General features: G+C 43.2%; 26 protein-coding genes. 1 reads left to right on the top strand and 25 read right to left on the bottom strand.

Going from position 1 to position 20,150, the window contains the following annotated elements; translation table 11 throughout:
* Nucleotides 1–14 precede the first annotated feature (14 nt).
* The 25 genes from ACR8BL_RS00775 to ACR8BL_RS00655 all read right to left on the bottom strand — a co-directional run bounded on the left by ACR8BL_RS00775 (nt 15) and on the right by ACR8BL_RS00655 (nt 19,043).
* Nucleotides 15–284: a thioredoxin family protein gene (locus tag ACR8BL_RS00775; RefSeq protein WP_434750838.1), complete on the bottom strand. Its 270-nt coding sequence runs from the start codon at nt 282–284 to the stop codon at nt 15–17.
* A gap of 380 nt (nt 285–664) precedes the next feature.
* Nucleotides 665–1,450 (bottom strand): sigma-70 family RNA polymerase sigma factor, encoded by a 786-nt coding sequence (locus ACR8BL_RS00770; protein WP_434750837.1) that lies wholly within the window; start codon nt 1,448–1,450, stop codon nt 665–667.
* A gap of 173 nt (nt 1,451–1,623) precedes the next feature.
* Nucleotides 1,624–1,854, bottom strand: a complete 231-nt coding sequence (locus ACR8BL_RS00765) for a hypothetical protein (protein ID WP_434750836.1) — start codon at nt 1,852–1,854, stop codon at nt 1,624–1,626.
* A gap of 114 nt (nt 1,855–1,968) precedes the next feature.
* Nucleotides 1,969–2,310 carry an HU family DNA-binding protein gene (locus ACR8BL_RS00760; RefSeq protein WP_434750835.1) on the bottom strand — a complete coding sequence of 114 codons (342 nt, stop codon included), beginning with the start codon at nt 2,308–2,310 and terminating at the stop codon, nt 1,969–1,971.
* A gap of 383 nt (nt 2,311–2,693) precedes the next feature.
* Nucleotides 2,694–3,413, bottom strand: coding sequence for a sigma-70 family RNA polymerase sigma factor (locus ACR8BL_RS00755; protein WP_434750834.1), 720 nt, complete (start codon nt 3,411–3,413; stop codon nt 2,694–2,696).
* Entirely contained in the window at nt 3,413–3,655 is a 243-nt protein-coding gene (locus ACR8BL_RS00750) for a hypothetical protein (RefSeq protein ID WP_434750833.1), read from the bottom strand. Before ACR8BL_RS00750 ends, ACR8BL_RS00755 begins: the two co-directional genes overlap by 1 nt.
* 172 nt (nt 3,656–3,827) lie before the next feature.
* Complete coding sequence (locus tag ACR8BL_RS00745) at nt 3,828–4,070, bottom strand: hypothetical protein (protein WP_434750832.1); 243 nt, start codon at nt 4,068–4,070, stop codon at nt 3,828–3,830.
* Nucleotides 4,067–4,360 (bottom strand): hypothetical protein, encoded by a 294-nt coding sequence (locus tag ACR8BL_RS00740; protein ID WP_434758307.1) that lies wholly within the window; start codon nt 4,358–4,360, stop codon nt 4,067–4,069. The genes ACR8BL_RS00745 and ACR8BL_RS00740 overlap by 4 nt, the downstream gene beginning before the upstream one ends.
* 253 nt (nt 4,361–4,613) lie before the next feature.
* Nucleotides 4,614–4,796, bottom strand: coding sequence for a hypothetical protein (locus ACR8BL_RS00735; protein WP_434750830.1), 183 nt, complete (start codon nt 4,794–4,796; stop codon nt 4,614–4,616).
* A 37-nt stretch (nt 4,797–4,833) separates the two neighbouring features.
* On the bottom strand, nt 4,834–5,331 hold the full coding sequence (locus ACR8BL_RS00730) for a hypothetical protein (RefSeq protein ID WP_434750829.1): 498 nt from the start codon (nt 5,329–5,331) through the stop codon (nt 4,834–4,836).
* A 311-nt stretch (nt 5,332–5,642) separates the two neighbouring features.
* Nucleotides 5,643–5,972: a hypothetical protein gene (locus ACR8BL_RS00725; protein ID WP_434750828.1), complete on the bottom strand. Its 330-nt coding sequence runs from the start codon at nt 5,970–5,972 to the stop codon at nt 5,643–5,645.
* Complete coding sequence (locus ACR8BL_RS00720) at nt 5,950–6,306, bottom strand: hypothetical protein (protein ID WP_434750827.1); 357 nt, start codon at nt 6,304–6,306, stop codon at nt 5,950–5,952. The genes ACR8BL_RS00725 and ACR8BL_RS00720 overlap by 23 nt, the downstream gene beginning before the upstream one ends.
* An 87-nt stretch (nt 6,307–6,393) precedes the next feature.
* A complete protein-coding gene (locus ACR8BL_RS00715; protein WP_434750826.1) occupies nt 6,394–6,705 on the bottom strand; it encodes a hypothetical protein in 312 nt (103 codons plus the stop codon).
* A complete protein-coding gene (locus tag ACR8BL_RS00710; protein ID WP_434750825.1) occupies nt 6,702–6,920 on the bottom strand; it encodes a hypothetical protein in 219 nt (72 codons plus the stop codon). Before ACR8BL_RS00710 ends, ACR8BL_RS00715 begins: the two co-directional genes overlap by 4 nt.
* A gap of 196 nt (nt 6,921–7,116) precedes the next feature.
* Entirely contained in the window at nt 7,117–8,052 is a 936-nt protein-coding gene (locus ACR8BL_RS00705) for a hypothetical protein (protein WP_434758306.1), read from the bottom strand.
* Between the two features lie 475 nt (nt 8,053–8,527).
* Nucleotides 8,528–8,731, bottom strand: a complete 204-nt coding sequence (locus tag ACR8BL_RS00700; protein ID WP_434750823.1) for a hypothetical protein — start codon at nt 8,729–8,731, stop codon at nt 8,528–8,530.
* Between the two features lie 114 nt (nt 8,732–8,845).
* The gene (locus tag ACR8BL_RS00695) at nt 8,846–9,229 is read right to left on the bottom strand and encodes a hypothetical protein (protein WP_434750822.1); all 384 of its coding nucleotides are present in this window, start codon (nt 9,227–9,229) and stop codon (nt 8,846–8,848) included.
* 106 nt (nt 9,230–9,335) lie between these two features.
* Complete coding sequence (locus ACR8BL_RS00690; protein WP_434750821.1) at nt 9,336–9,773, bottom strand: hypothetical protein; 438 nt, start codon at nt 9,771–9,773, stop codon at nt 9,336–9,338.
* A gap of 74 nt (nt 9,774–9,847) precedes the next feature.
* A complete protein-coding gene (locus ACR8BL_RS00685) occupies nt 9,848–12,433 on the bottom strand; it encodes a DNA polymerase (RefSeq protein WP_434750820.1) in 2,586 nt (861 codons plus the stop codon).
* Nucleotides 12,434–12,548: 115 nt separating this feature from the next.
* Nucleotides 12,549–13,208, bottom strand: a complete 660-nt coding sequence (locus ACR8BL_RS00680; protein ID WP_434750819.1) for a hypothetical protein — start codon at nt 13,206–13,208, stop codon at nt 12,549–12,551.
* 451 nt (nt 13,209–13,659) lie between these two features.
* A complete protein-coding gene (locus ACR8BL_RS00675) occupies nt 13,660–14,190 on the bottom strand; it encodes a sigma-70 family RNA polymerase sigma factor (RefSeq protein WP_434750818.1) in 531 nt (176 codons plus the stop codon).
* A 104-nt stretch (nt 14,191–14,294) separates the two neighbouring features.
* Nucleotides 14,295–15,395: a toprim domain-containing protein gene (locus tag ACR8BL_RS00670; protein WP_434750817.1), complete on the bottom strand. Its 1,101-nt coding sequence runs from the start codon at nt 15,393–15,395 to the stop codon at nt 14,295–14,297.
* 167 nt (nt 15,396–15,562) lie between these two features.
* Nucleotides 15,563–16,846 carry a DnaB-like helicase C-terminal domain-containing protein gene (locus ACR8BL_RS00665; RefSeq protein ID WP_434750816.1) on the bottom strand — a complete coding sequence of 428 codons (1,284 nt, stop codon included), beginning with the start codon at nt 16,844–16,846 and terminating at the stop codon, nt 15,563–15,565.
* Nucleotides 16,847–17,292: 446 nt separating this feature from the next.
* On the bottom strand, nt 17,293–18,069 hold the full coding sequence (locus ACR8BL_RS00660; RefSeq protein WP_434750815.1) for an ATP-binding protein: 777 nt from the start codon (nt 18,067–18,069) through the stop codon (nt 17,293–17,295).
* A complete protein-coding gene (locus tag ACR8BL_RS00655) occupies nt 18,069–19,043 on the bottom strand; it encodes a helix-turn-helix domain-containing protein (protein ID WP_434750814.1) in 975 nt (324 codons plus the stop codon). The genes ACR8BL_RS00660 and ACR8BL_RS00655 overlap by 1 nt, the downstream gene beginning before the upstream one ends.
* 420 nt (nt 19,044–19,463) lie before the next feature.
* On the opposite strand from ACR8BL_RS00655, the gene ACR8BL_RS00650 reads away from it, so the two are divergent.
* Nucleotides 19,464–20,078 carry a DUF1989 domain-containing protein gene (locus tag ACR8BL_RS00650; RefSeq protein WP_434750813.1) on the top strand — a complete coding sequence of 205 codons (615 nt, stop codon included), beginning with the start codon at nt 19,464–19,466 and terminating at the stop codon, nt 20,076–20,078.
* Nucleotides 20,079–20,150 lie beyond the last annotated feature (72 nt).

The raw sequence follows: 20,150 nt of genomic DNA, 5'->3' as shown, positions 1-20,150 counted from the left end.
ACAAACATGTTTTATTACCCCAAGTAAAATTTTATGTATTCTTCTAATTGGTCTAGCCAAGCGTCGATGGTCTTCTTTGTTAGAGCACTGCTGAAACGCCCTAGTTCTCTCTCTTCGTAGCTTACAACCACTGTCGGGATGAACTTAACTTCCGTGTGAATGGAAGGATCATACTCAATCCTGGAAATGTCGACCTTCTGTCGTTCCTGTGCAATCTTGTCAAGAGTCTTCTGTAAGCGGCGGCAGTGACCACAGTCGTTGCTGTAATAAAGAGTCAGGTTCATTCGTCACCGTAATTATTCGGGAACTTATAGAACTTTCCGATAGTTACTGTCCATTTACCGAAGTGCAAACACACATAGATACTTCTCTTGCCCATATGGTTGTTAGTGTTGAAGTTAGCGCCTATAAGAAAAGCTTGGTTGTCGTATACCTCAATGTTCCAGCCATGATAGTCTCGTTCTTTCATAGTCGTTCCCCTTTCTATTAGAAGTTTAATCGCCAGCACTTGATGATAAGCAATGATTGCATCCGCATCCTGAGCGGCGTTTTACATATTCAGTACACCGTATTACAGTCCAAAGTGAGACCAAGTGAAGCATCCTTCGTGTCACTTACCTCATGTTCAGCTCAATGCAGTTGTTCAAGCAGTTCGCTTATTAATTTAAGCACCTTTTTGAATGGCTTTCTGACGGATGTAATAGAGAACCCTTGTTGAGTAGGTGGCGGGGTCGTATCCACACATCTCAAGCAGTTCCGTGATATCTTCGATGCAGAGGTTCTCATTACGCTCCTTGGTTTCCTGAGCGATAATGGATATCTCCCGTTCATACTTGGAAGGAATCTTGGTTTTCTCTTCTTTTACGTTAGACTTACGGCTCTCGATTTTACTTCTAATTCGAGCCAAGGTACGGTTAATCGTCATCGGGTAAACGTTAAGACGTTCTGCAATCTGTGTATTGTTGTTGCTCGCGTCCTCCAAGACTAAACACATGACCTTCTTCTCGAAATCCGTGAACATAGGGTCTTCCAGTAATTGCTTTACATAAAGACGATTGGTAACTTCTTCTTCAATACTTCTCTCGTCCTTGTTGGCGAACTCAAAGTTATCAATTCCATCGTAGTGCTCAAGTTCATCACTGAACATCGCAATCTCTCGATAGCGTTCGACAGTCACCTTAAGCAGTTGGGACATTTCATCCTCAGCGGGTCGATACCCAAGAGATTCCTCAATCTCGGCCATCCTCTTAATGAGGTCAACTGCACCACGACTTAACCGGACAGACTGAGAATCACTATAAAGAAGCTGATTGATTTCCCAAAGGATGGGGCGCACGACAAATGTCGTAAACTTGATGCCCCTATCAAAGTCAAAGTCTCTAATAGATGTGAGTATGCCGATACATGCGTGTTGGTACAGTTCGTCCTCGGTGATACGAAACTTTGACACAAGTTCCTCGACATTCCCTTTAAAGTGTTTAATGATAGAGAAGATAAAGTCTCTATTAGCTTTCAAGAACTCGCCCATGAGTTCTCTATCTTCTTTACATGCTTTCAGGAGTTCTATATTGTGCATATCCTTCAGATTGTCTTGCCTAAGATTTAGGTAGTTGAGACTCAGCACTAGTACTTCACCTCGAACTGTCTGTCTTCTTGTACAGCTTTCAAGAAGTTCACTACCTCACCATCTGCTGTAACCACGACACCATCATCGTTGACTTTAAGAGTTTTCTTGAAATCGCCCCACTTCAATTTCGGTCCTTGAGGTTCTGCGAAGCCGGTTACCTCCATTAACGCTTTGTACGCAGCGTCATCCATTGTCTCGATTTTCTTGTGGGTATTAACAATACTCATTTATCCCATCTCCTTACGGTATTACACCGCGTTATTTGCTTCATACTCTAGTAGTCGCGCTATGTATGGCAGGAGATGCGTCAAAAAGAAAAGACCCCTCTCGGGGTCTTTCTATTACTTCAGCGGATAGGTTTTCTTGCCGATCTTAAGTCGTTTCTTTGCAGAGTCAGACGGTTTGATAAGGATTGCTCGATATGGTTCAATGATCATCGGCTCTCCGGTCTGAGGATTCTTGACATGCTTTGCGTCATAGTCCTTGGGTTCGAGATTAAAGGAATTGATAAGATAAATTTTGTTGCCTTGAACCAAATTTTCCAGAATAGTATCGAGACCTCTCCGCAGAACACGCTCAACATCATTTGGGTGAATCTCATGAAGCGCTTCGTTCTGGTGGGATTCATCCTTCAAGACCTCTGTGGTCTCTCGGATTATATCTTTCAAGTGCTTATTAGCCATAGCGATAACTTCCTTTCTCGGTGTATTACTGACCAATATAGGCGATTCGCTATGGGCTAGTAACATATCATGTGTAATTACCTCTTGATTGTCACCAGTGCTTTGTTTACTTTTGACAGATATTAGTATTGTACGTTCCCCGTTTTACGTTACCTCGCCCTGAAGGTAGTACCCGTCTCATCCTGAATCATTGCTAGAATAGTATAAGGACTAACCCCTTAGGTCTTGCTGCTATCCATATCCCACATCACAGACTTATGGTTTAATAGAGAATGTGCTCGTGTCTCCAGCTCTCCTTTTACAGTGACAATGCTTCAGTCAGCGAGACCTCCCTGCCATAGAGATTGAAAGTGACCTTGTTCAGGGAGATAAACATACCTCCTTTACTTCGTAGCGTAGCCCTTCATTCTTCCGAAGCGCACCGCTTTCTTCTCTATTTTTTCCAATATCCTACTAATTTGTACCTGCGAAACCCCATAGCGTATGGATAGAGTAGACTGCTTATTGCCGCTGTGGTGGTACTCGAACCAGATTTTACGTTCACGCTCAGTCAGGATATCCAGGAAGTCCTTAACGATTAAGTGGTTGACTACATCTTGCTCGAGGTCGTAGTCGCTCTTTAGTGCGTCCAGCAAGGTTACTTCCACGTTGCCTGAAGAATCATTAAATAGAACCTCGCTGAGTGACCGGAGCTGCGGTTTGTATTCCAGCAGAATCTTGGCCTGCTTCTCAAAAATATCAAGAGCGGCGGCTACGGTTGAAGCATCCTCATCATACAACTCCAGCTTACAGAATCTTGGATACTGTTCCTTAATCCACCGTGAAGTCTTTACCTTGTTATTGTCCCGGAGGAATATGCGAATCTCCCCGATAATCATAGGCACAGCATAGGTGGAGAAATGAAACCCCAACTCAGTGTTGAACCTGTCTCTTGACTTCAGGAGACCCATCAAGCCCACTTGCAATAGGTCTTCGTAATCAGCACCGGAAGAATGTTTAATCCCCTCAAGTAAAGTCACGTACCGCTGACATACGCTGTGTACAAGGTTTTGGTGGGCGGTCACGAACTCGTTGTCCGTCATGCCTCTTACGTTAGTTGTCATTAGACAACGTCCCCTTCAGTTTCAAGAACTTTCAACAGGGTCTCGTAGGAAGGCAGGTTGATTACTGTCTCTTCAATCCAGTGCTGGAACATATCGAACTTATCTTCAGAGACCAATTTCTCTTCAGTGATGGAACTCAGGAAAATACTCTTTCCGTTAGCTTGGAAGTGAATCTCCTTCATATGTTTCTCAGGAACTTCTTTAAGTAGCAAACCTGCGGCTATTCTGTGGTCAATATTCATCTATATCACACTCCCTTTACTCTCAGTAGTAGAGTTATGTAGGGAGAAAGATGCGAAAGAAAAAGAGACCCGAAGGTCTCTAATTTCTTACAAGTTATCCCGATCGTTGGAAGAGGTTGGTTTAGCGTAGTTGCGTGGCTTGTTTTCAAAGAAGTCAGACTGATATATTCCTTTAGATTAGGTTTAAGCAGGCAAAACAGGAGTTAGCTTTTTCCCTGATAGCGTCGATATCTTCATTCAATTTGATGTCCGAATTGTACAAGTCTCCATAGCTTTCTTTCAGGGCATCTAGTTCGGCAGAGATAAGGCACTTGGCCTCCCCTTCAAGCACATTGGTATAATCCAGTCCCATATCAGAAACAGCCTTCCTGTTGTTCTGAAGGATTCCATAAACGTCACTGAACTTAATTTTCATCGTCTTGTCCTCCTAATCGTGCTGAGACGGTTAGTGTAGTCTGCCGAGAAGCAGTCCTGAAGACACTGAGTGTTACCTTCAATTAAAGCCTGAAGCCCAGAGCTGGAAGATACATCAGCGTTCATGATACGTTCTAACAATGCTTCAAGCTGATTCTTGTTTCTGCGAATTACGTCTACCGTGGCGGGCGATACATGCCGCATGGCTTGCTTCATATTCCTGATAGCACTCTCAATCATCTCTACTTGCTCTACTACAACTCCAAGAGTGTAAACATAAGTTCTTCCCATTTTATCCCTCCTAGTAATGTGCATTTAAGGTATCCCGGCATTTGTTTTGAGTTCTCTATAATTGTCGTTCCATGTACGTTATAAGGTGCGGGCTACGTGATATGAAATGTCACAAGGCCGTGTGCCCTTGTGTTGATTGATGACTTTCATTTAACTTCTCGCCAAAACACGAAGTCATAATCTGAAGTTCGATATAGAGTCAGTTATTAAAATAACACCATTCAGGGCGTGCCTGCATTTTTTTCGCATAGACCTAGGCCTTCGAGCGACGAATCATCTTCATTGCTTGCTTCTCAGTGGCACGGCGTGTGGCTCGGTTATAAGCCATAAATGGGATGGACTTGTCCAGCTCTCCTGCTTTAATCAAAGAAGCCACATCAGATATTAACAGTGGGCTATTGCCCTGAATCCTTGCGTTTTCGTGTTTGTCCATCATCAGTTTTTACCTTCTTTCGCTTGAGGGTCTTTGTGCCCTAGATGGTAGAAGCGAACTTATAGATTTGGCAGATACAGTCGGGATCATCGCAACCGTTAGCGGTAGTGTTTTGTTCAGGGAGGATTTCTTGGTGCTCATAGTACCCTTGAGCTACGACGGTGATGATACGATCTCCATCGTGCATACGAATGATGGCTGAATCTCCTGCTCCGATGAAGTGGAACTTACCTGCTTCCAATTCTTCCTGTGCGGCAGAAACCAGACCATGCTGAATCTCTTCGTCGGTAAGTTCTCCGGCATTTCCGAAGTATTCAAAACCCTGCGGGAATGAAGGGACTACAAACGTTTCCTCTGACTCTAGCGTTTGTTCAGCTAAAGTGCTTTCTAATTCCTTGACACGGTTCAATAAGTCCTTATTTAACTTGACCGTCTCGTCATAGCAGGCGGCTTTCTGGATGAGGGCAAGAAGGTCACCATCGGCCATGCTAGGCACTACAGGGAAACCGAAAGGGTTAAAGGAAATTGGTTTTGTCATTGTTGTTACCTCCGTTGTTTGTTTACTTTCTCTATAGTGGTCGTTTCATACTAGTCGGTGGTTGCGATTGATTATGCGACTTCCTCCCGCTCCGTTGCAAAAAAGAGACCCGAAGGTCTCTCATTGCATTATAAGTTTAAGTGAATACTCACCCTCTTTTTCAATGAATCCAAAGATCTGATCAACGCGGGTTATCAAAGCTTCGCCTATGAACTCTAGTAGTTAACCACGACTTCCTGCTTTGGTTTCACAGGGTTAATGTAGCGATGGTCGTAGGTAAGAGGCAGGATTCGAATCTATCCAAGCTACTATTAGATAGTTGCGTTATGGGTAGGCTCGGTTGTACCCTCTTTCACCTCTTCTGCTTTTAATGTCCAGTACGTCACCTTTGTAAAGGGAATGCCTGATACCTCACCCAAGATGTTTTCTACGGCGAATACTTCACCGTCCTTTTGATACTTGCGGAATATTTTCTTGTATTCATCCTGTACATCCTTAGCTGCCTTGAGGATTATTTCCACAGGCTTGTTTACACCATCCTCGACAATCTTACCTTTGAGCTTAGGGTCAATCTCGAACCAATCGACCCTCTTAACTTCGCCGTTGTCAAGGAAAAACTTAGCTGTTATCTGAATCTTCATGATTAATGTCACCCTCTTCGTCTGTATACTGGTAGTCTTTAAAGTCTTTAATGTGAATCTCAATGCTCTCCATCCATTCACCTTGCTCATTCAGCATCTGTTCAATCTCTATGAGTTTCTGAAGGTTATACTTGCTGACCGGAGGAACGATAGATTCCTCACCTTCGTCGTATCGTACCCACCACCTGCGGACAGTCTCGATAGTAAATGTCTGATTGATGAAGTTTCCACAGTGACTGCACCACAGCACCAACGCCTTATCACATTCCATCTCTTCAGGTGTAAAAGAAGAACGTGCCCCACAGTGGGGGCACTTGTTTAAGAATCCGATCATTCATGTCACCTCTCTATAGTAGTCAGCTTATAATCAGGAGGAGTTACGATGTCCTCTCTTCAGGTTTCAAATCTAGCTTTAAACTTTTTACTTATTTGTGCTCTCGACGGTTACATTGCGGGAAGGTTTAATGAAGGAAGCCAGCAAAGCAATACCGGCGAAGATTTGCGGCAAAGCGGAAGCGGCAATTACTGTGTGGAAAATCGTACTCAACGTACCAGCCACGAATGAACCCGCAATGACTTTTAACCCGAACCCGATAACCCAACCTACCAAGAGAGCAAACAAAGGTTTAAGTAGAATAGTAATAATAATAATTGCTGCTGCTCCTGCAAACCCGACTGCTCCTACCGCCCCAATCCCCAAACCTGTCAATAACGCTCCAACTACTTTTTTCATTGTCGAATCTCTCCCTTAAAGTATTTGAAGTAATCATGCTTATCACTTAATGGTTCGTACTTGATTCCGTTGTCGGCGGGGTAAGGCTCAGTGTGAATTACTTTTAATTCCTGAATATCTCTAGGTATTCCATTAGGGTAAGCTGCACAGGTCATCTTCTCCCGTTCGTCCCTATTAAAGTGCTTGCAGAAAATGCAAGGAACTGTAATATCCATTACAAAAATCCCCTCTCAATTGCCGTCAATTCCATTTCTTTCGTATACGTGACTGATTGAGTTTCTTCTATATAAAGGAGTTTCACTCAGACAGGCAAGGCAACGTAAGACGGACTTAGTGAAGTTTGTGCCTTCTTAACAGAGGTGTAATGCCCGTCTTTGAAGGTAGTTTTATAAAACACGCGTTGGCACAGAGTTACCACCCCTCACATTTGAATCCACCGTACTGCTCGTACCACTCCCATATCTTCGCATCAATAGGTACTCCGGTTATCTTGGCGGTGAATGTTTCAGGAATCAACTCAATAGGAAACCACTTGGTCGCGTAGTTGCAAAGGTGGTTCGCTATATACGCCGATTCCGCATTGGTCAGGATTGTCTTCGCTCCGTAATTGTCAGGGTCAAGGGCAGAGTACGTATAGAACTGTTGTGCTCCAATGTTGTGATAATGAAGCCAGTGCCCAATCTCATGAATGACAGTCCTCAGTTTATTAGGAGAAGACTTCTGTCCGGTATCGTATTCCATTTGAGCGATGACATCAGCGTTGGCGTAGTCATACGTCTTACTTACGACAACCTTTCCAGAGGAAGGGTCAAAGTATCCATTTGCACCATTACCGTTCTCAATCTGAATTGTTAGCTTATGCTTCTGAATCATGTCAGCGAAACCACCGCAGGTATTCAGGAGTAACGCTAACGCTTCTGTCACATAGTTAGCAGCGTCAATCTTTTTGGCGAAGTTTACTGACACTCCCAAGTTACTTGCCCACTTCTCAGCTTCAGCAACGGAAGTAAACGGTTGCCATGTAACAGGAAGCTGTATACCACTTTCCGGTGCGTCCGGTGGTTGTTGGTCTTCAGCTGGTTCTTCGGGCGGGTCAGGGTAGTTGCCTAATTCAGTTGTTCCGGTGAGTACAAGGTTAACGTCAGGCTCCGTAAGGAAGTGGAACATCAGCTCAAGATTCTTTCCGTCTCCATGTGGTGTGTGGTACTCAAACAGGAACTCTTTACCTGCCACCACCGGATGCGCTACCTGAAAGTACAAGCCTTCTTCATAATTCTTGCAGTGGATGTTCCTCGCGAGCACCTTTCCGTCCACAGTTAAATTCCAGTAGTCTTCGACTGTGTTCATGTTTGTTCTGATAGATACCGCATAGAACTCAAGATCATGAGACATTGTAAAGGTATCCTTTAAAACCCGATCCCCGTTCGCCTTGGCAGGAATCGAGATGGCTCTGCCCACAAAGTGAGGGTGAGGTTTTGTAGGGTAGTAGGGTGGGTCTAGCCGCCCACCGACAGCGTAACGATTAAACATTACGACCTCCCTCAGTCTTGGAATCAATTATTTTTGTAATCACCCTGAGACGGAACTCGCAAGTTGCTTTGAGTTTCTCGAACTCTTCCAGAAATTTATCTTTAAGGCCGGTTACCAAGTTAGACCAAACAATACTTGAAACTTTTGATATCACTTCATCTACCCCCATCTGTCGTAGAAGTTGTACAGCACTATTTTCTACTTGTCTGTGATATACCTTGATGTTCTCGTGATGTTGCCGCCCACGGAAAGCAGAATCTTTTACAATGGGGAATCACTCAAGAGTGTCCTGCTAGTGTAAAATAGCTGTTTTACCGTTCATCTGCTCAACTTGATTCATGACTTGCATCATCTCTTGAGCGAAGGTGATAATCATTGCGGCGGCTACATCAGAATCGGCTTCCTTTTGCCGACCGCCATTCTTAGCGATGTTCTTTGCCGTGTGAGCAACCTTACCTGCGATGATTTCAGCGTATTGTTCTGTTGTAATCCTCATAGCTTGTCGCCCCTTTCTCTAGATACATAATCAGTTCAGAAGTGGATGGAAAATCCATAGGACAATACTCCACCGTTCCGTCGTCTTCTTTTGTTCCGCACAGTGTCTACGATTTTATACGCTGAATGTTCCCGCTTTACGTCCAACTTGAAGCTTGTTAGATTGCAGGATGTAAATGAGTTGAGCAGTTGTCACAGAACCACCGAACTTACCTTCAATCTCACGAGTCAAAACATCTTGAGCACGGTCAGGTCTCGGCAAGACAACAGTGGGTTCTTCGACCAAAGTGTAGCTGTAAATACCGTCACCCAAGTTGTCAACACGAATTTTGTAGCCTTGCTTGTACAGTTCTTGGAGACGTGCCGCCCAACGCTGGCTGATTTCGTGCAGTTCATAGTTAGCCAACCCTTTAGAACCTGCGTTACGAAGTGCGTTCAGTACCATCGCTCGTTGAGAAGTACGCTTCTGCGTATTAGGGTTGAATTTTACTGTTTTCATGTTTCCCTAGCTCCGTTTCGGTTGTTTGTTTTGCCTTACACTCTCAGTAGTCAAGCTATCTATGTAAAAAGGTGCGGTAAAATAAAAAAGACCCCGCAAGGGTCTTTTAGGTCTTCTTGGCTTGTATCCTTGAGGTTAAGTTAATCGCCCCTAAAGTAGGTTCAGAAGCCGAAACGGGCGGCTGGACTTGGTACGGCTCGTCTCCTATAAAGGCAGTAGCGCCATTACCGGACACCGCCATTGTTACGTTTTCCCCATGATCTACTGCTTCAATGACAAGTACCGTTCTTGGGTTATCGTCGTGGATACCGCCCACCTTGGCGTAAACAGGGCATCCTGCCGCCGTTAATCTACTTGCGATATGCTGAACCAGTTCGGAGGTTACATGCGTATGGCTGGTCTTATACTCCCCTACGTTTAATGTGATGGGGTAATCCGTTCCGTTGACAGTAACAACGATGTTGTCATTAGTTCCGGTTTTAATCTCTGTGTCTTGGGCAAGAGAAACGTTTCCCCACACCCTAATTCCTGAAACTGTTGCCATGTTATCGCTCCTTTCAGACTTGCTTTATCTACAATATATGGTACTCAACTTAGATACTAACAAAGAAGCCGTTATTAAACGGCCTCCTCTTCTTCCTCTTCGTCATCCTTATCAGTAAACATACCGACTTCATACTCAATACCGAACTTGGAAAGCTTCTTCTTAACCTCTTCCTCGAAGATCTCTCTCCAATCCAAGGCACCTTCGCCCATAAGACGGATTTGCTCTTGAGAGAAGTTGCCACCCCAATAGGGAGATACCTCGATATCGGATTTGAATTGGACTCCTGCATCGTTAGGGATAACATTAGCCATAGTATCTGTAATCGCCTTTAGTACGGCAGGGTCAACGGTCTCAGGGGCGTCGAAAATCAACTCGTCGTGCACCTGAAGGACAAGGTGGATATCATCCTTCTCAAGTTGAGACACATAGCCATTGATTACCCACTCACGACGGTTAAAGCATGTCGTTCCGTCTGGTCTTTTAGGGTAGAACAGTTCCACCATTGCCTTCTTGGATTGGTCAGCGCTTGAGCCTTGGATTTTGGAGTTACAACTCTGCCGCTTGCACTTTTCAATTTTCCAGTGCCATCCAGAACGCTTCCACATATCCTCCTGTTTAGCTTCAGCGATAGTCTCACCGAATCTGCGTTTACGTCCAAGAACAGTCTCAATGTACCCCTTCTCCATGACCTCTTTGTGGGTTGTTGCTTCCCACATAAGATAGTTAGGCATGGATGACTTAAAGCCGTCAATCAGTTCCTTTGCTTCCTCTTTACTGGATTCAATTTGGTCACTTAAGCCCAGCTCCGTAATACCGTAAATTACACCAAATACTACGGACTTGGTTTTCTTTCGAAGTAACTCAAAAAATGCGGCAAGGCGTTCAATAGTCGGACGAACAATCTCCGTAGTAGAAGAGTTAGCGCCCTGCTCTTTATTGTTCAGGTAAGTTATTGCAAAGATAAGTTCCTGAGAACCTGCATACTTCGTAATCGCTTCATCTACGTTGGTGCTGGTCTCTTCTTCTGAATCTCCCTTGTAACTCCGAATCGTCTCAAACATATCATAGTCGAAGCTGTGAATCTGGCACGTTACCCTACTGTGCATATCAAGCCCTAGCCGGAAAATATCAATGAGGGTTTGTTCCTGAGTAAAGATAGCCAACCAGCGCAATTCCTGTTGCGAGAAGTCTCCGCTGACCAGCAGTCTCCCGCTAGGGGCACGGAAGGCGTAGCGAATCAGGTCAAATTTTGATGGGATTTGCTGAAGGTTTGGTGCAGAACAAGAAACACGTCCAGTCCTTACCAGTTGGTTGTAGGAACAGTGGATGATTCCCTCTATCGTATCGTCAGGAAGCTTATTACAAAACGCATCAATTAGCTTCGACAGCCCACGGTATTCCAGAATATAGTCGATAATTCTGTGAGTCTTATCACCAATAGTCACCGTTACCTTCTTATTCCTAGTAAGTACCTTCTTACTTGTAGACATTTTAGGTACTTTACGCTTCAGGTCTTTGTCGTAAACCATTTCAGCCTCAAGAATCTTATGCTCTACATATAGTTTGCTAGCTAGTTGTGCGGGAGAACCTAGGTTAAACTCTTCCACTACTCCATACTCTTCCTTAAACTTAATCCCCTGTCGCTGTCGAGTTCGTGACTTCACAAGAGTAATGGTGCCGCCTAAGACGGTGAAAATATCTGTCTCAAGTTCGTACAATTTCTCTTGTAGAACTTTACCAATAATATCCTTAAGAAACTTGGAGTCTAGCTCTACTCCACGTCGTTCTGCTGTAGCAAAAACAGCCAGCAATGGCATCTCAACTTCTCGAAAAAGACGGTAAACTCCGTCTAGTCCAAAAGATGGATTTTCCACAATGCTTTTTTGATATCTGAACACCCAATGAGTCATGAATACGTCATGGCAAGCATAGTAGTTAGCAAGCCTGTGAGGTATACTATCGAATGGAATCTTGTCGAACATACTAACGAATTTAAAAGTCGGACGACTAAGTTCATCTTGGCTCAATTTGCCCAGCTCGATTAGCCAAGGAAGAGCGTAAGAGTTATACCATTCTTTCAGACCTTTTGGTTTATTTTCGTTTAACAATCCGCCCATAATCATCGTGTCCCAATGAATATTAAACGTAATGTCAATATCTGCCCAATTTTTGAGCGCATGAATATCGAACTTTGCGTTTGCCATGACGATCATCTCTTCTGCTTCTAACAGTGGTTTAAGGGCGTTTGATACCTCATTGAATGACAAAGATTCAACATTGATCGACATTTCATGAAGAAAAGGGCGCATGGGTATGTTAAAATACTCTTCTGATTCAAAACCTATGGAAATTGAGATTAAACTGTCCCGCCAGTTGTTTAGTCCATAAGTTTCAGTGTCGAGATAGACAAAGGCATCGCCTTGATACATCGTTTTATATGCTTTATAGTAGTTGACTAATCGCTGAAGTAACTCAGGAGTGTTGATGAGCGTGTAATTGTCAGGCATGACAATTGATGCTTCAATGTCTAAGATTTTCTGTTCTTTCTTAGTGAGTTTCTTCGCCTTTTTAACTATTTCTGTGTTCTTAGTGCGTATGGTTCGGGCAGACTTTTTTTCGCCCTTAGCTATAATGTTTATGACTTCGTTATCTGACACAATGCCCCCTCCATATCGAAATAAAATTAATTTTGTGATGAATATTATTGACTGTCGTATATAAATAGAGAAATTTAACAATGAGGGGCATTTTAGCCCCTCACGTCATTACAGATTAGAATGGAAGTTTGCGTTGTGTTGCGGGTACTTCTTGTTGCTCGTAGGCTGACTGACCACCTTGTGATGTTGGATTATAAACGTTAGGTTTAGTCTGGGCACCTGCTACCAACGTTTGCATGAAATCTGCAATCTCGTCTGGGCTATGTGGTGTTACTTGGGGTGTAATATCAGGCATCTGGTCGATTAATTCTTGCGTCGGGAAGTCCAGAGCAGGTTTTCCGGCTTCAGGGTTTGTAACATAGCGGCGGGCACTGTAGGCAGTGTCGGAAGCCCCTTTACCAGTGCGGTAAAGGGTCACAAAGTTCTTAGTAGGGTCGCACTCGTCAAAATTGAATTCTTGGTTCAATTTTTGAACGTGAGATTTAGCCAGAGAGACGAATTTGACTCTCTTATCTACAGGGTCATACACACGGAACTTAATCCGCAATGCAGGATATTTGGAAGGATTTGCTTTGCAAAGTGGGCAAATGTCTTTGCCGGGGCAACGAATGTATTTAGGTGTGAGAGCCGCTTCATAGTGCTCACGGATACCGAGCAGGTCTTCAAACCAGTCAATGAAAAGCATAGTCATCGGCTTTCCCTCTCCGAAAGTAATAAAATCTGCACCGCCAGATAGAATTGCTCCAAGACCACGAACTACTGTGTTAGACATCATGTGTTTCCTCCAAATGTATTTTGTATTTGAGGTTCGCTGACCTCTTAATGTAAGTCGTTCGATCTTCTTAAAAAGGAGAGAATGGATTTTCAAGAAATTGGATACGATATAGATATATGTAAGGATATTTAATTTTCTTTTAATATTTCTTCTTTAATATCAGTAGTGGATGTATACCTTTAGAAATCTGTGTCATTTGCTTCAACTACTCATTTGTTATAAAACTTGTTTTAATTACGTTGTTTTACAACATAGTGTGTTGACTTACCCTAAGTGCCAGTTGTAAAATGTTTCTATGAGAAATTTGAAACATATATATATATGAAAAGTTAAGGGATTTTAAGGTAAAGTATGTTATACTTTAAAATAAAGAAATATTGAAACCAAAAACTCCTGAGCACTCTTTTACTAATAATTTATGTATACTTTATAAGGCAATTAAATTAGGGTGTTACTCCTGACATAACTTTTTTAACGTGTTCATCGCACGGGAAGCATGAGACTTGTTCAAGCCAAGCAAGTTAGAAATCTCTGTTGGTTTCATATCTATCCCTTCCTCTGTGAAGAGCATGAAATCAATGATTCGACGTTGTTGCGGTGTGAACATACAGAGGTTGTTCAAGTAATCCGTTTTTACGTCAGACAGACCATAACCTATCTCTTCAGTTGCGTAAGAGAAATAATCGATAGTCGAACCATGTTCTTCATCTGCCCCATCGCAAAAATGAACATAGGTGCTGTTTTTGTTAATCATTCGGTTGTTTTTGCGGTAGTAGTCAAATACTGCACGTTGAACAACAGTATGAGAGAATGTGAATATATCTTTCTTAACTTGTCCTTTGTCGATGGCTGTAAGAATACGAAGAACGGCTTCTGATTGGACTTCTTCACGGTCCTCACTTCTCACACCTTTCAGTATAAATTTGAAGATAGGTGTTAAGGACTCTATATCGAAGTTTGCTATAGTTGTTTGCGTTGTCATGGTTAATATTCCTCCAACGGTTCCATGTATAATGTGTTCCCAGTAATATCAGTGGTTGTTGCCTCGTCTGATTAAGATGTGATTAATTTTGAAAAGAATTTTTCCTAATTGAACATTGACCCAATCAGGTTCACGTTGTAGGTTTCGAGACGGTGTAGTAAACAAGCATTAAGCAGATCATTGCTGTCTTTGAGCGCAGGAAAGCTAGGATAGCGTACACGGTTCACGATGAACCCTGCCCTATCCAGTAAGATTGCGGCTTCTTTCATTCCCTTCTCGCCGGCTTTATCGTTATCTAGCATCAAATCAATCTCCTCGATGCCAGCCAGCTGTAACTCCCTAATTTGATTTGTAAAAAGGATACATCCGTTTATTGAGATTGCGGGGATATCCACCTGATAGTTGGACATACAGTCGGTAGGTGATTCAACCATCCTGACTCGTCTAATTCGGTGTTTCGTGGTTCTAAGTTTGTTAATGAAATGCAGACCAAAAACAATATCTTTCTTTATCGCACTGCCTTCATTAATGAACTTAGTACCGTGATAACTGTTGCCTATCTTCCTCTTCTGCACAAAACGGAGTTTTCCGGATCTTGTCCTCTGAGGGAATACAAGCGTCTCAGTTGCAGTGTCAACACAGATTTCGTAGGTTTCAAGGGTTCTGTCGTTAAATCCCCTAGAACGCATGTAATTCATGCCAGTCTGATAGAGTAGTTCATTACTAGCCCTCGAATCTTTCATGCTAGTTAGAACGCTCTCTTCAAGGTGGGGGATAACGTACTTGTTCCTGCGATTATCTATGAAGTCAACCATATCGAACGTTCTTCGTTGTTCCTCGATGATATAGGTAGAAAGCAAAACTTTAATGCCTTCTCCTTCATCCATATCAAGAGCGCTCTCTATTAAGGTGTCTATTGTTCCTAAGTAGCCACAAAAAAAGCAGTTACAGTGATAGGGCGGTTCTTTAGAGATGCCAAAAGATGCCCTTGTTTCGGCGTGTAACGGACAGCAACTCATGACCCATTCACCTGTATCATTCAGTCCTGTGAATGCTTTAGGGTTACTTAGAACCTTCGAGAGATGCTGATAAGAGAACCTGAGCTCATCTGTTAACTCTTCAGGATCAATATGCAAGGATTCAAGAATCTCTATATTTGGATTCTCTTGTTTGAGAGAGAGATTAATCACTTCCTTTTCCCCCATAGCTGGACGAAACCGGGAGGGTAGATTTCTGCCTCATCCTCATGAACATTGAAAAAGTTTGGAACATATTCGCAGGAGCCGTTACCTCCTTACCCTCCCTATACGCCTCTAAGCTACCAGAGTTAAGATAACGTTGTACCCGCATGGGCTAAGTCCCTCCCTCTCTCTTAGAAGTATTGTTCGCCAATGGAGTCATCCAGGATGGAGACGATACCAGAGTCGAAGTCATAGCGCACAAGGAACGATTGCCCGCTTGCATTTTCACGATTTTTTATGACCAGGATTTTAAAGGTGTTGTCACTCACTTTTACGATAGAGATGCCCTTTGAAGCATCCTGTACGATGGCGAAGGTTTCTCCAATGTCTCCCGCATCTACGTTCTCCGTAATGTCTCTCTTTACTTTCTTAAGGGCATCGCGGTTCGCTTGTGCGACAACTATTGCGGGCTTACCAGTATCGAGAATTAAGTCTCGAACTCCTGCCGATACATCAAACAGGCGCTGTCTAAGATCGCCACTACTCCGTGAGGTAAGTCGTAACTTGGATAATTGGTCGAGTGTCCAACGATTGTGACCTTCTCGTTCGAGTATCCGGTGGATTTCGTCAAGCGTGTAAGGCTTGCCACCGTTACTCTTAAGGTCGTAAATCGCCATGTCTTTTTTCTTCTGCTTAAGGCGGTCAATAAACTCCGCATAAGCTTCTCGCTTTTCGTTAGAGAGCGTACCGCGTGTTAAAGCTAGGCGTGACACTTTGGCGAGTGTGTTATCCCAGTTATGGGCAATTTCTGACGCTCTTTGCTCCAAGGCGAAGTAGGCTGGATAGTCATCATCTAATGTACTGTTCCATGCCGCTGACATCATAAAGGATGATATTAGGGTTTTCCCCATGTTTGTTGGCGCGAACACTAGGAAGTAATCGACCGCCCCATCTGTGTATTCTAGTCCGTTGGTCGCTAAATCAAGCGGTTTGAATCCAGTAGTCATTCCTATAATTTCATCTTGTGCCTTACCGTGGATTTTGTTATAAGCATCGAGACGTTCTTGAGCGTTCTTGATGTAGGAGTAGCCCTGGCCGGTTGAGCCGATAGACTTCAGAAATCTTCCTGCTTCCATCTGAAGTTGTTGAATAGCCGCTGTCGTTTCCTTTTTGGCGAAAGTCTCCGAAGCAGATACCAGTATCGGTTTGAACTCCCTATAAAGAAAGTCCTCCTTCATAGCTCGCACAACGTGGTCGATGTTTTCCAATTCCACTAGCTCAAACGTATCAAATTTGTTCATTACCGTTTCTATGGTTGGCAGGTATCCATTGTTCTTTTTGAAGCCTTTGACGTACTCGAAGGTGTCTTTGTGTACCTGAAAATAGCCCTCAGTAATTCCTGCATCCTCGACAACGCCCCACTCTTTGACGTTTAGGACGTGGTTGAGTAGCTGAAGTTCTTCGATTGCCGCCATTGTGTTCCCTCCCAATTTCCGATTACACTCTTAGTAGTCGAGTCATGTACGGAAAAAGGTGCGGAGGGCTTCCAGCTAAGGCTCTATGTGACTTCATTTCCCTCATCGATCACTTCTTCCATTGGTAAATAATTGGTATGTTTCAGAAATAAGAAAGGACTCACCGAATACAATTAGAAAAGTAATTGCATTCGGTGAGTCCTTTACGAAACGCCCTACGGTTTTTCATGTAGCGACTGTTCTTGAGGTAGGTCACGCGATCAGCGCAACTACGTTGTCTGATCGGTGCTCCGTTGTGCTGTTTTCCCTTGCTTCTCTAAGTTCGTACTGGGCTGTTATGAGCTGTATAACAACATATATGGAGTCTCATTCAACTATGTTGTTTGCAAATAGCTCGATAATATGTATGTCTTCACTACACACATCAACAAACGATCTACTTAAATTTAGTATTTGTAGGTATTATCTTCTCTTCTGTCTCTGCCGCCCAACGGAATGACCATCGTATTGTAAAGCATTCGAGATACAATCATGTCTCCAAGCATGTCATCTTGACGTAATATCGAATCAGGGAAATTACTTGTAAAAATTGTACTCTTCTGTTCTTCTTTACGGAAGTCAATAACATCATAGATAAGGTCTCGAATGATTGGGGTGATTCGACCGCTTCCGATATCATCCAGTATCAGTAACGGAACGTTATTCATCTGGTTGAGTTCTCGGTGGGCTTCGTAGGTAAACTTCTCGTCATTACGAGTGTAAATATCCCTCTGACGGTTAGCCCAAGCCCCAAATTTTACATACATTCCCACAGGAGTTTCATAATCAAACCATTGTGGGTCACGACAAACTTTGTAAATAAACTCATTAAGAACGGCATTGGCTGTCCATGATTTACCTGTACCTTTACCCCGGTTAATCAAGGCAAGGTTCGTACCTGAAGTGACAAAGCCTACCGAATTAGATAACAAGTCCTTTAGAATCGTTGCAAAGTCAGTGTTGTCCGCATCCTCAACATAGTTGTGCAGGTTGGCAGTACGGTACTCCTTGGGGATTTTAGCCAAGCCTATAGCCTTTTCCAATTTGTCGTATCCCACACAATAGGTGAGCGTATGCTGGGGCGGCAACTTCACTTCACCGCTACGAAGTTTGCACCAGTCCTTTACCACACAGGTTTCACATGTGCTAAACAGTTCTGTCGTTGTTCCAGTCAATATACTCATTAATTACCTCCTTTAATCCTCTTCAGGAAGTCCTCAGCAGACATGCCGCTCTTGGTCTGTACGGTAGTTTGAACCATTTCCTTCTTCTCTTGTTCCGCGATATAGAACGGTTTCTTGCCTTGCTCAAGGAACAAATCAATCTCTGCCGCCCGTCCTGAGGTACAGAACCACTCAAGGGATTGATGATCGTATCCAATTTGGAAAAAGGCATCCATTCTTAACTTCATTAGCGCCTTATTGCCGTCAACATTCTTGAGCAAGCGCCCAATCATTCCACGGTGTTTACTTCGGGCGGTTTCGTGCGTTCTACCTGTAGCATCAATAAACTTCTCATAGAAGTACTGAACGAAGTTGTCGTTCTTCCATCGGTCGATGTCTTCAGGCAGGGAGAACCTGCCTTTCCCTCCCCAAAAGTTGTCCGATTTTTCGACAGTGCCGCTTAGGGGGTTTCTCATTACTTCCTTTGCCGCATGTTGGTCGGAGATATCAGGCTTCGCCTTTCCACCGTACGGCGGGCTGAACATATCGTCACCTTCCCTCTTCACCCTGCTTAAAAGGGTCTCGCGTATATGTGATTCAGTCTCAGCATCGACAGGAATTTCCCGAAAGATGACACCCTCTTTTTTAAGCTTCTCAAGCATCTTAATAAAGCCTTCATATACATCTTCGTATAGGCAAACCTCAACTTCTTTGTACACGGAATTTACACACCGCCAGAACATTTCGGATACATGTAAATGGTCAATCTTGTCTATGTCCATCAGATAGTAGGAGTTCGTCTTCCGATTACCGTTACGTTCCTTCAGGATGAATCCCTTCTCACAAAGTTCATCAATATACTTGATTGCTGTTTTCTTGGTGCAGTTGCAAGCCATGGCAATTCGTGATACGGCAGGGAATGCTTCTCTTCCGTTCTCAAAAACGTACTTGGATATCACGCCGTAGGCTATCTTAGACGTGTCCGATAATTCCAAACAAGAGACCACCATATTCGGCAGTTGCACATGTCCTCTGTTTTCAGAGTCACGGTACACGAATTGCTTTTCGCTAGATACGATCACCTGTCCTTTGTATTGCTCCATGGTTAAATCATCTCCCTACTCTTTAACTGATCGGCGCAAGTATTAACAAAGTTGCGGGAGATCTTACATATGTCTCAACCCCTCTGCTATTAATAGTCGATCTATGTATGGAAAAAGATGCTCGCCCGAAGGCGGAACTTTATTAACCCATTAGATGTACTCCCGATACAACTACTTGAAATTGAATATATAAAATAGATAAAACACGATCCTGAGTGCATGAAATAACTTCTTTCCGTTAGGTTAGAATATGAATGAATTGTCCTCTCTTTTCACATACTGAAAGCAAGATTACAGGAGGTGCGTGAACGTATGAGTAGTTTGCAAAAAAACAAGCAATCTTATGTAATACCAGCCAAAACTGGGTATGGACTAGTTGTTTCCAAAGGCTCTATTCTGAGAGTCACAGATTTGGAAGGTCAACAAGTTGTTGATTTTGTAGCATTTGATACCGATGATATGAATCACCGTCTTGATCCTGGTGTAACGATGGATGTTTTACGAACCTGTCGTATTAAACCTGGACAAACTTTATACTCTAATCGGTATAAACCTTTATTAACCATAATAAAAGATACCGTTGGGGCACATGATTTTTTCAACTCGGCTTGCCGTCCTGAAATGTACGAGCTGTTATATGGTAAAATTAATCATGCCAGTTGTTACCAAAACCTGAATGAAGCCCTCGGTCCCTTAGGCATTATGCCACCAAATCAGCATTATCCATTTAATCTTTTTATGAAAACAACGATGGATGAGAGTGGTAACATCGCTGTGATGACACCTGATTCCCGTGCAGGCGATTATGTTGAGATGGAGGCTTTGCAAGACCTGACAATTGCTATTTCGGCATGTCCATGTGAGGAAAGTGCCTGTAATGGTTATCACTGTACACCCGTTCAACTAGACGTGAGTAACGTTAAATAATGTGACTTGATTTGTTCTAATACACTCCTTACAGGAATAGGATGACTTGTACATGCCTTACGTTGAACAGTA

The organism is Paenibacillus amylolyticus (genome assembly GCF_051136285.1).
Classification (GTDB): Bacteria; Bacillota; Bacilli; order Paenibacillales; family Paenibacillaceae; genus Paenibacillus; species Paenibacillus amylolyticus_F.
Note: the sequence above shows the minus strand (reverse complement) of the source record. Positions and strands in the feature narration are given on the sequence as shown.

Coding starts and splice junctions, on each gene's coding strand:
- ACR8BL_RS00775 (WP_434750838.1), bottom strand. CDS start 284: ATGAACCTGACTCTTTATTACAGCAACGACTGTGGTCACTGCCGCCGC.
- ACR8BL_RS00765 (WP_434750836.1), bottom strand. CDS start 1,854: ATGAGTATTGTTAATACCCACAAGAAAATCGAGACAATGGATGACGCT.
- ACR8BL_RS00760 (WP_434750835.1), bottom strand. CDS start 2,310: ATGGCTAATAAGCACTTGAAAGATATAATCCGAGAGACCACAGAGGTC.
- ACR8BL_RS00755 (WP_434750834.1), bottom strand. CDS start 3,413: ATGACAACTAACGTAAGAGGCATGACGGACAACGAGTTCGTGACCGCC.
- ACR8BL_RS00750 (WP_434750833.1), bottom strand. CDS start 3,655: ATGAATATTGACCACAGAATAGCCGCAGGTTTGCTACTTAAAGAAGTT.
- ACR8BL_RS00745 (WP_434750832.1), bottom strand. CDS start 4,070: ATGAAAATTAAGTTCAGTGACGTTTATGGAATCCTTCAGAACAACAGG.
- ACR8BL_RS00740 (WP_434758307.1), bottom strand. CDS start 4,360: ATGGGAAGAACTTATGTTTACACTCTTGGAGTTGTAGTAGAGCAAGTA.
- ACR8BL_RS00735 (WP_434750830.1), bottom strand. CDS start 4,796: ATGATGGACAAACACGAAAACGCAAGGATTCAGGGCAATAGCCCACTG.
- ACR8BL_RS00730 (WP_434750829.1), bottom strand. CDS start 5,331: ATGACAAAACCAATTTCCTTTAACCCTTTCGGTTTCCCTGTAGTGCCT.
- ACR8BL_RS00725 (WP_434750828.1), bottom strand. CDS start 5,972: ATGAAGATTCAGATAACAGCTAAGTTTTTCCTTGACAACGGCGAAGTT.
- ACR8BL_RS00720 (WP_434750827.1), bottom strand. CDS start 6,306: ATGATCGGATTCTTAAACAAGTGCCCCCACTGTGGGGCACGTTCTTCT.
- ACR8BL_RS00715 (WP_434750826.1), bottom strand. CDS start 6,705: ATGAAAAAAGTAGTTGGAGCGTTATTGACAGGTTTGGGGATTGGGGCG.
- ACR8BL_RS00710 (WP_434750825.1), bottom strand. CDS start 6,920: ATGGATATTACAGTTCCTTGCATTTTCTGCAAGCACTTTAATAGGGAC.
- ACR8BL_RS00705 (WP_434758306.1), bottom strand. CDS start 8,052: ATGAACACAGTCGAAGACTACTGGAATTTAACTGTGGACGGAAAGGTG.
- ACR8BL_RS00700 (WP_434750823.1), bottom strand. CDS start 8,731: ATGAGGATTACAACAGAACAATACGCTGAAATCATCGCAGGTAAGGTT.
- ACR8BL_RS00695 (WP_434750822.1), bottom strand. CDS start 9,229: ATGAAAACAGTAAAATTCAACCCTAATACGCAGAAGCGTACTTCTCAA.
- ACR8BL_RS00690 (WP_434750821.1), bottom strand. CDS start 9,773: ATGGCAACAGTTTCAGGAATTAGGGTGTGGGGAAACGTTTCTCTTGCC.
- ACR8BL_RS00680 (WP_434750819.1), bottom strand. CDS start 13,208: ATGATGTCTAACACAGTAGTTCGTGGTCTTGGAGCAATTCTATCTGGC.
- ACR8BL_RS00675 (WP_434750818.1), bottom strand. CDS start 14,190: ATGACAACGCAAACAACTATAGCAAACTTCGATATAGAGTCCTTAACA.
- ACR8BL_RS00670 (WP_434750817.1), bottom strand. CDS start 15,395: ATGGGGGAAAAGGAAGTGATTAATCTCTCTCTCAAACAAGAGAATCCA.
- ACR8BL_RS00665 (WP_434750816.1), bottom strand. CDS start 16,846: ATGGCGGCAATCGAAGAACTTCAGCTACTCAACCACGTCCTAAACGTC.
- ACR8BL_RS00660 (WP_434750815.1), bottom strand. CDS start 18,069: ATGAGTATATTGACTGGAACAACGACAGAACTGTTTAGCACATGTGAA.
- ACR8BL_RS00650 (WP_434750813.1), top strand. CDS start 19,464: ATGAGTAGTTTGCAAAAAAACAAGCAATCTTATGTAATACCAGCCAAA.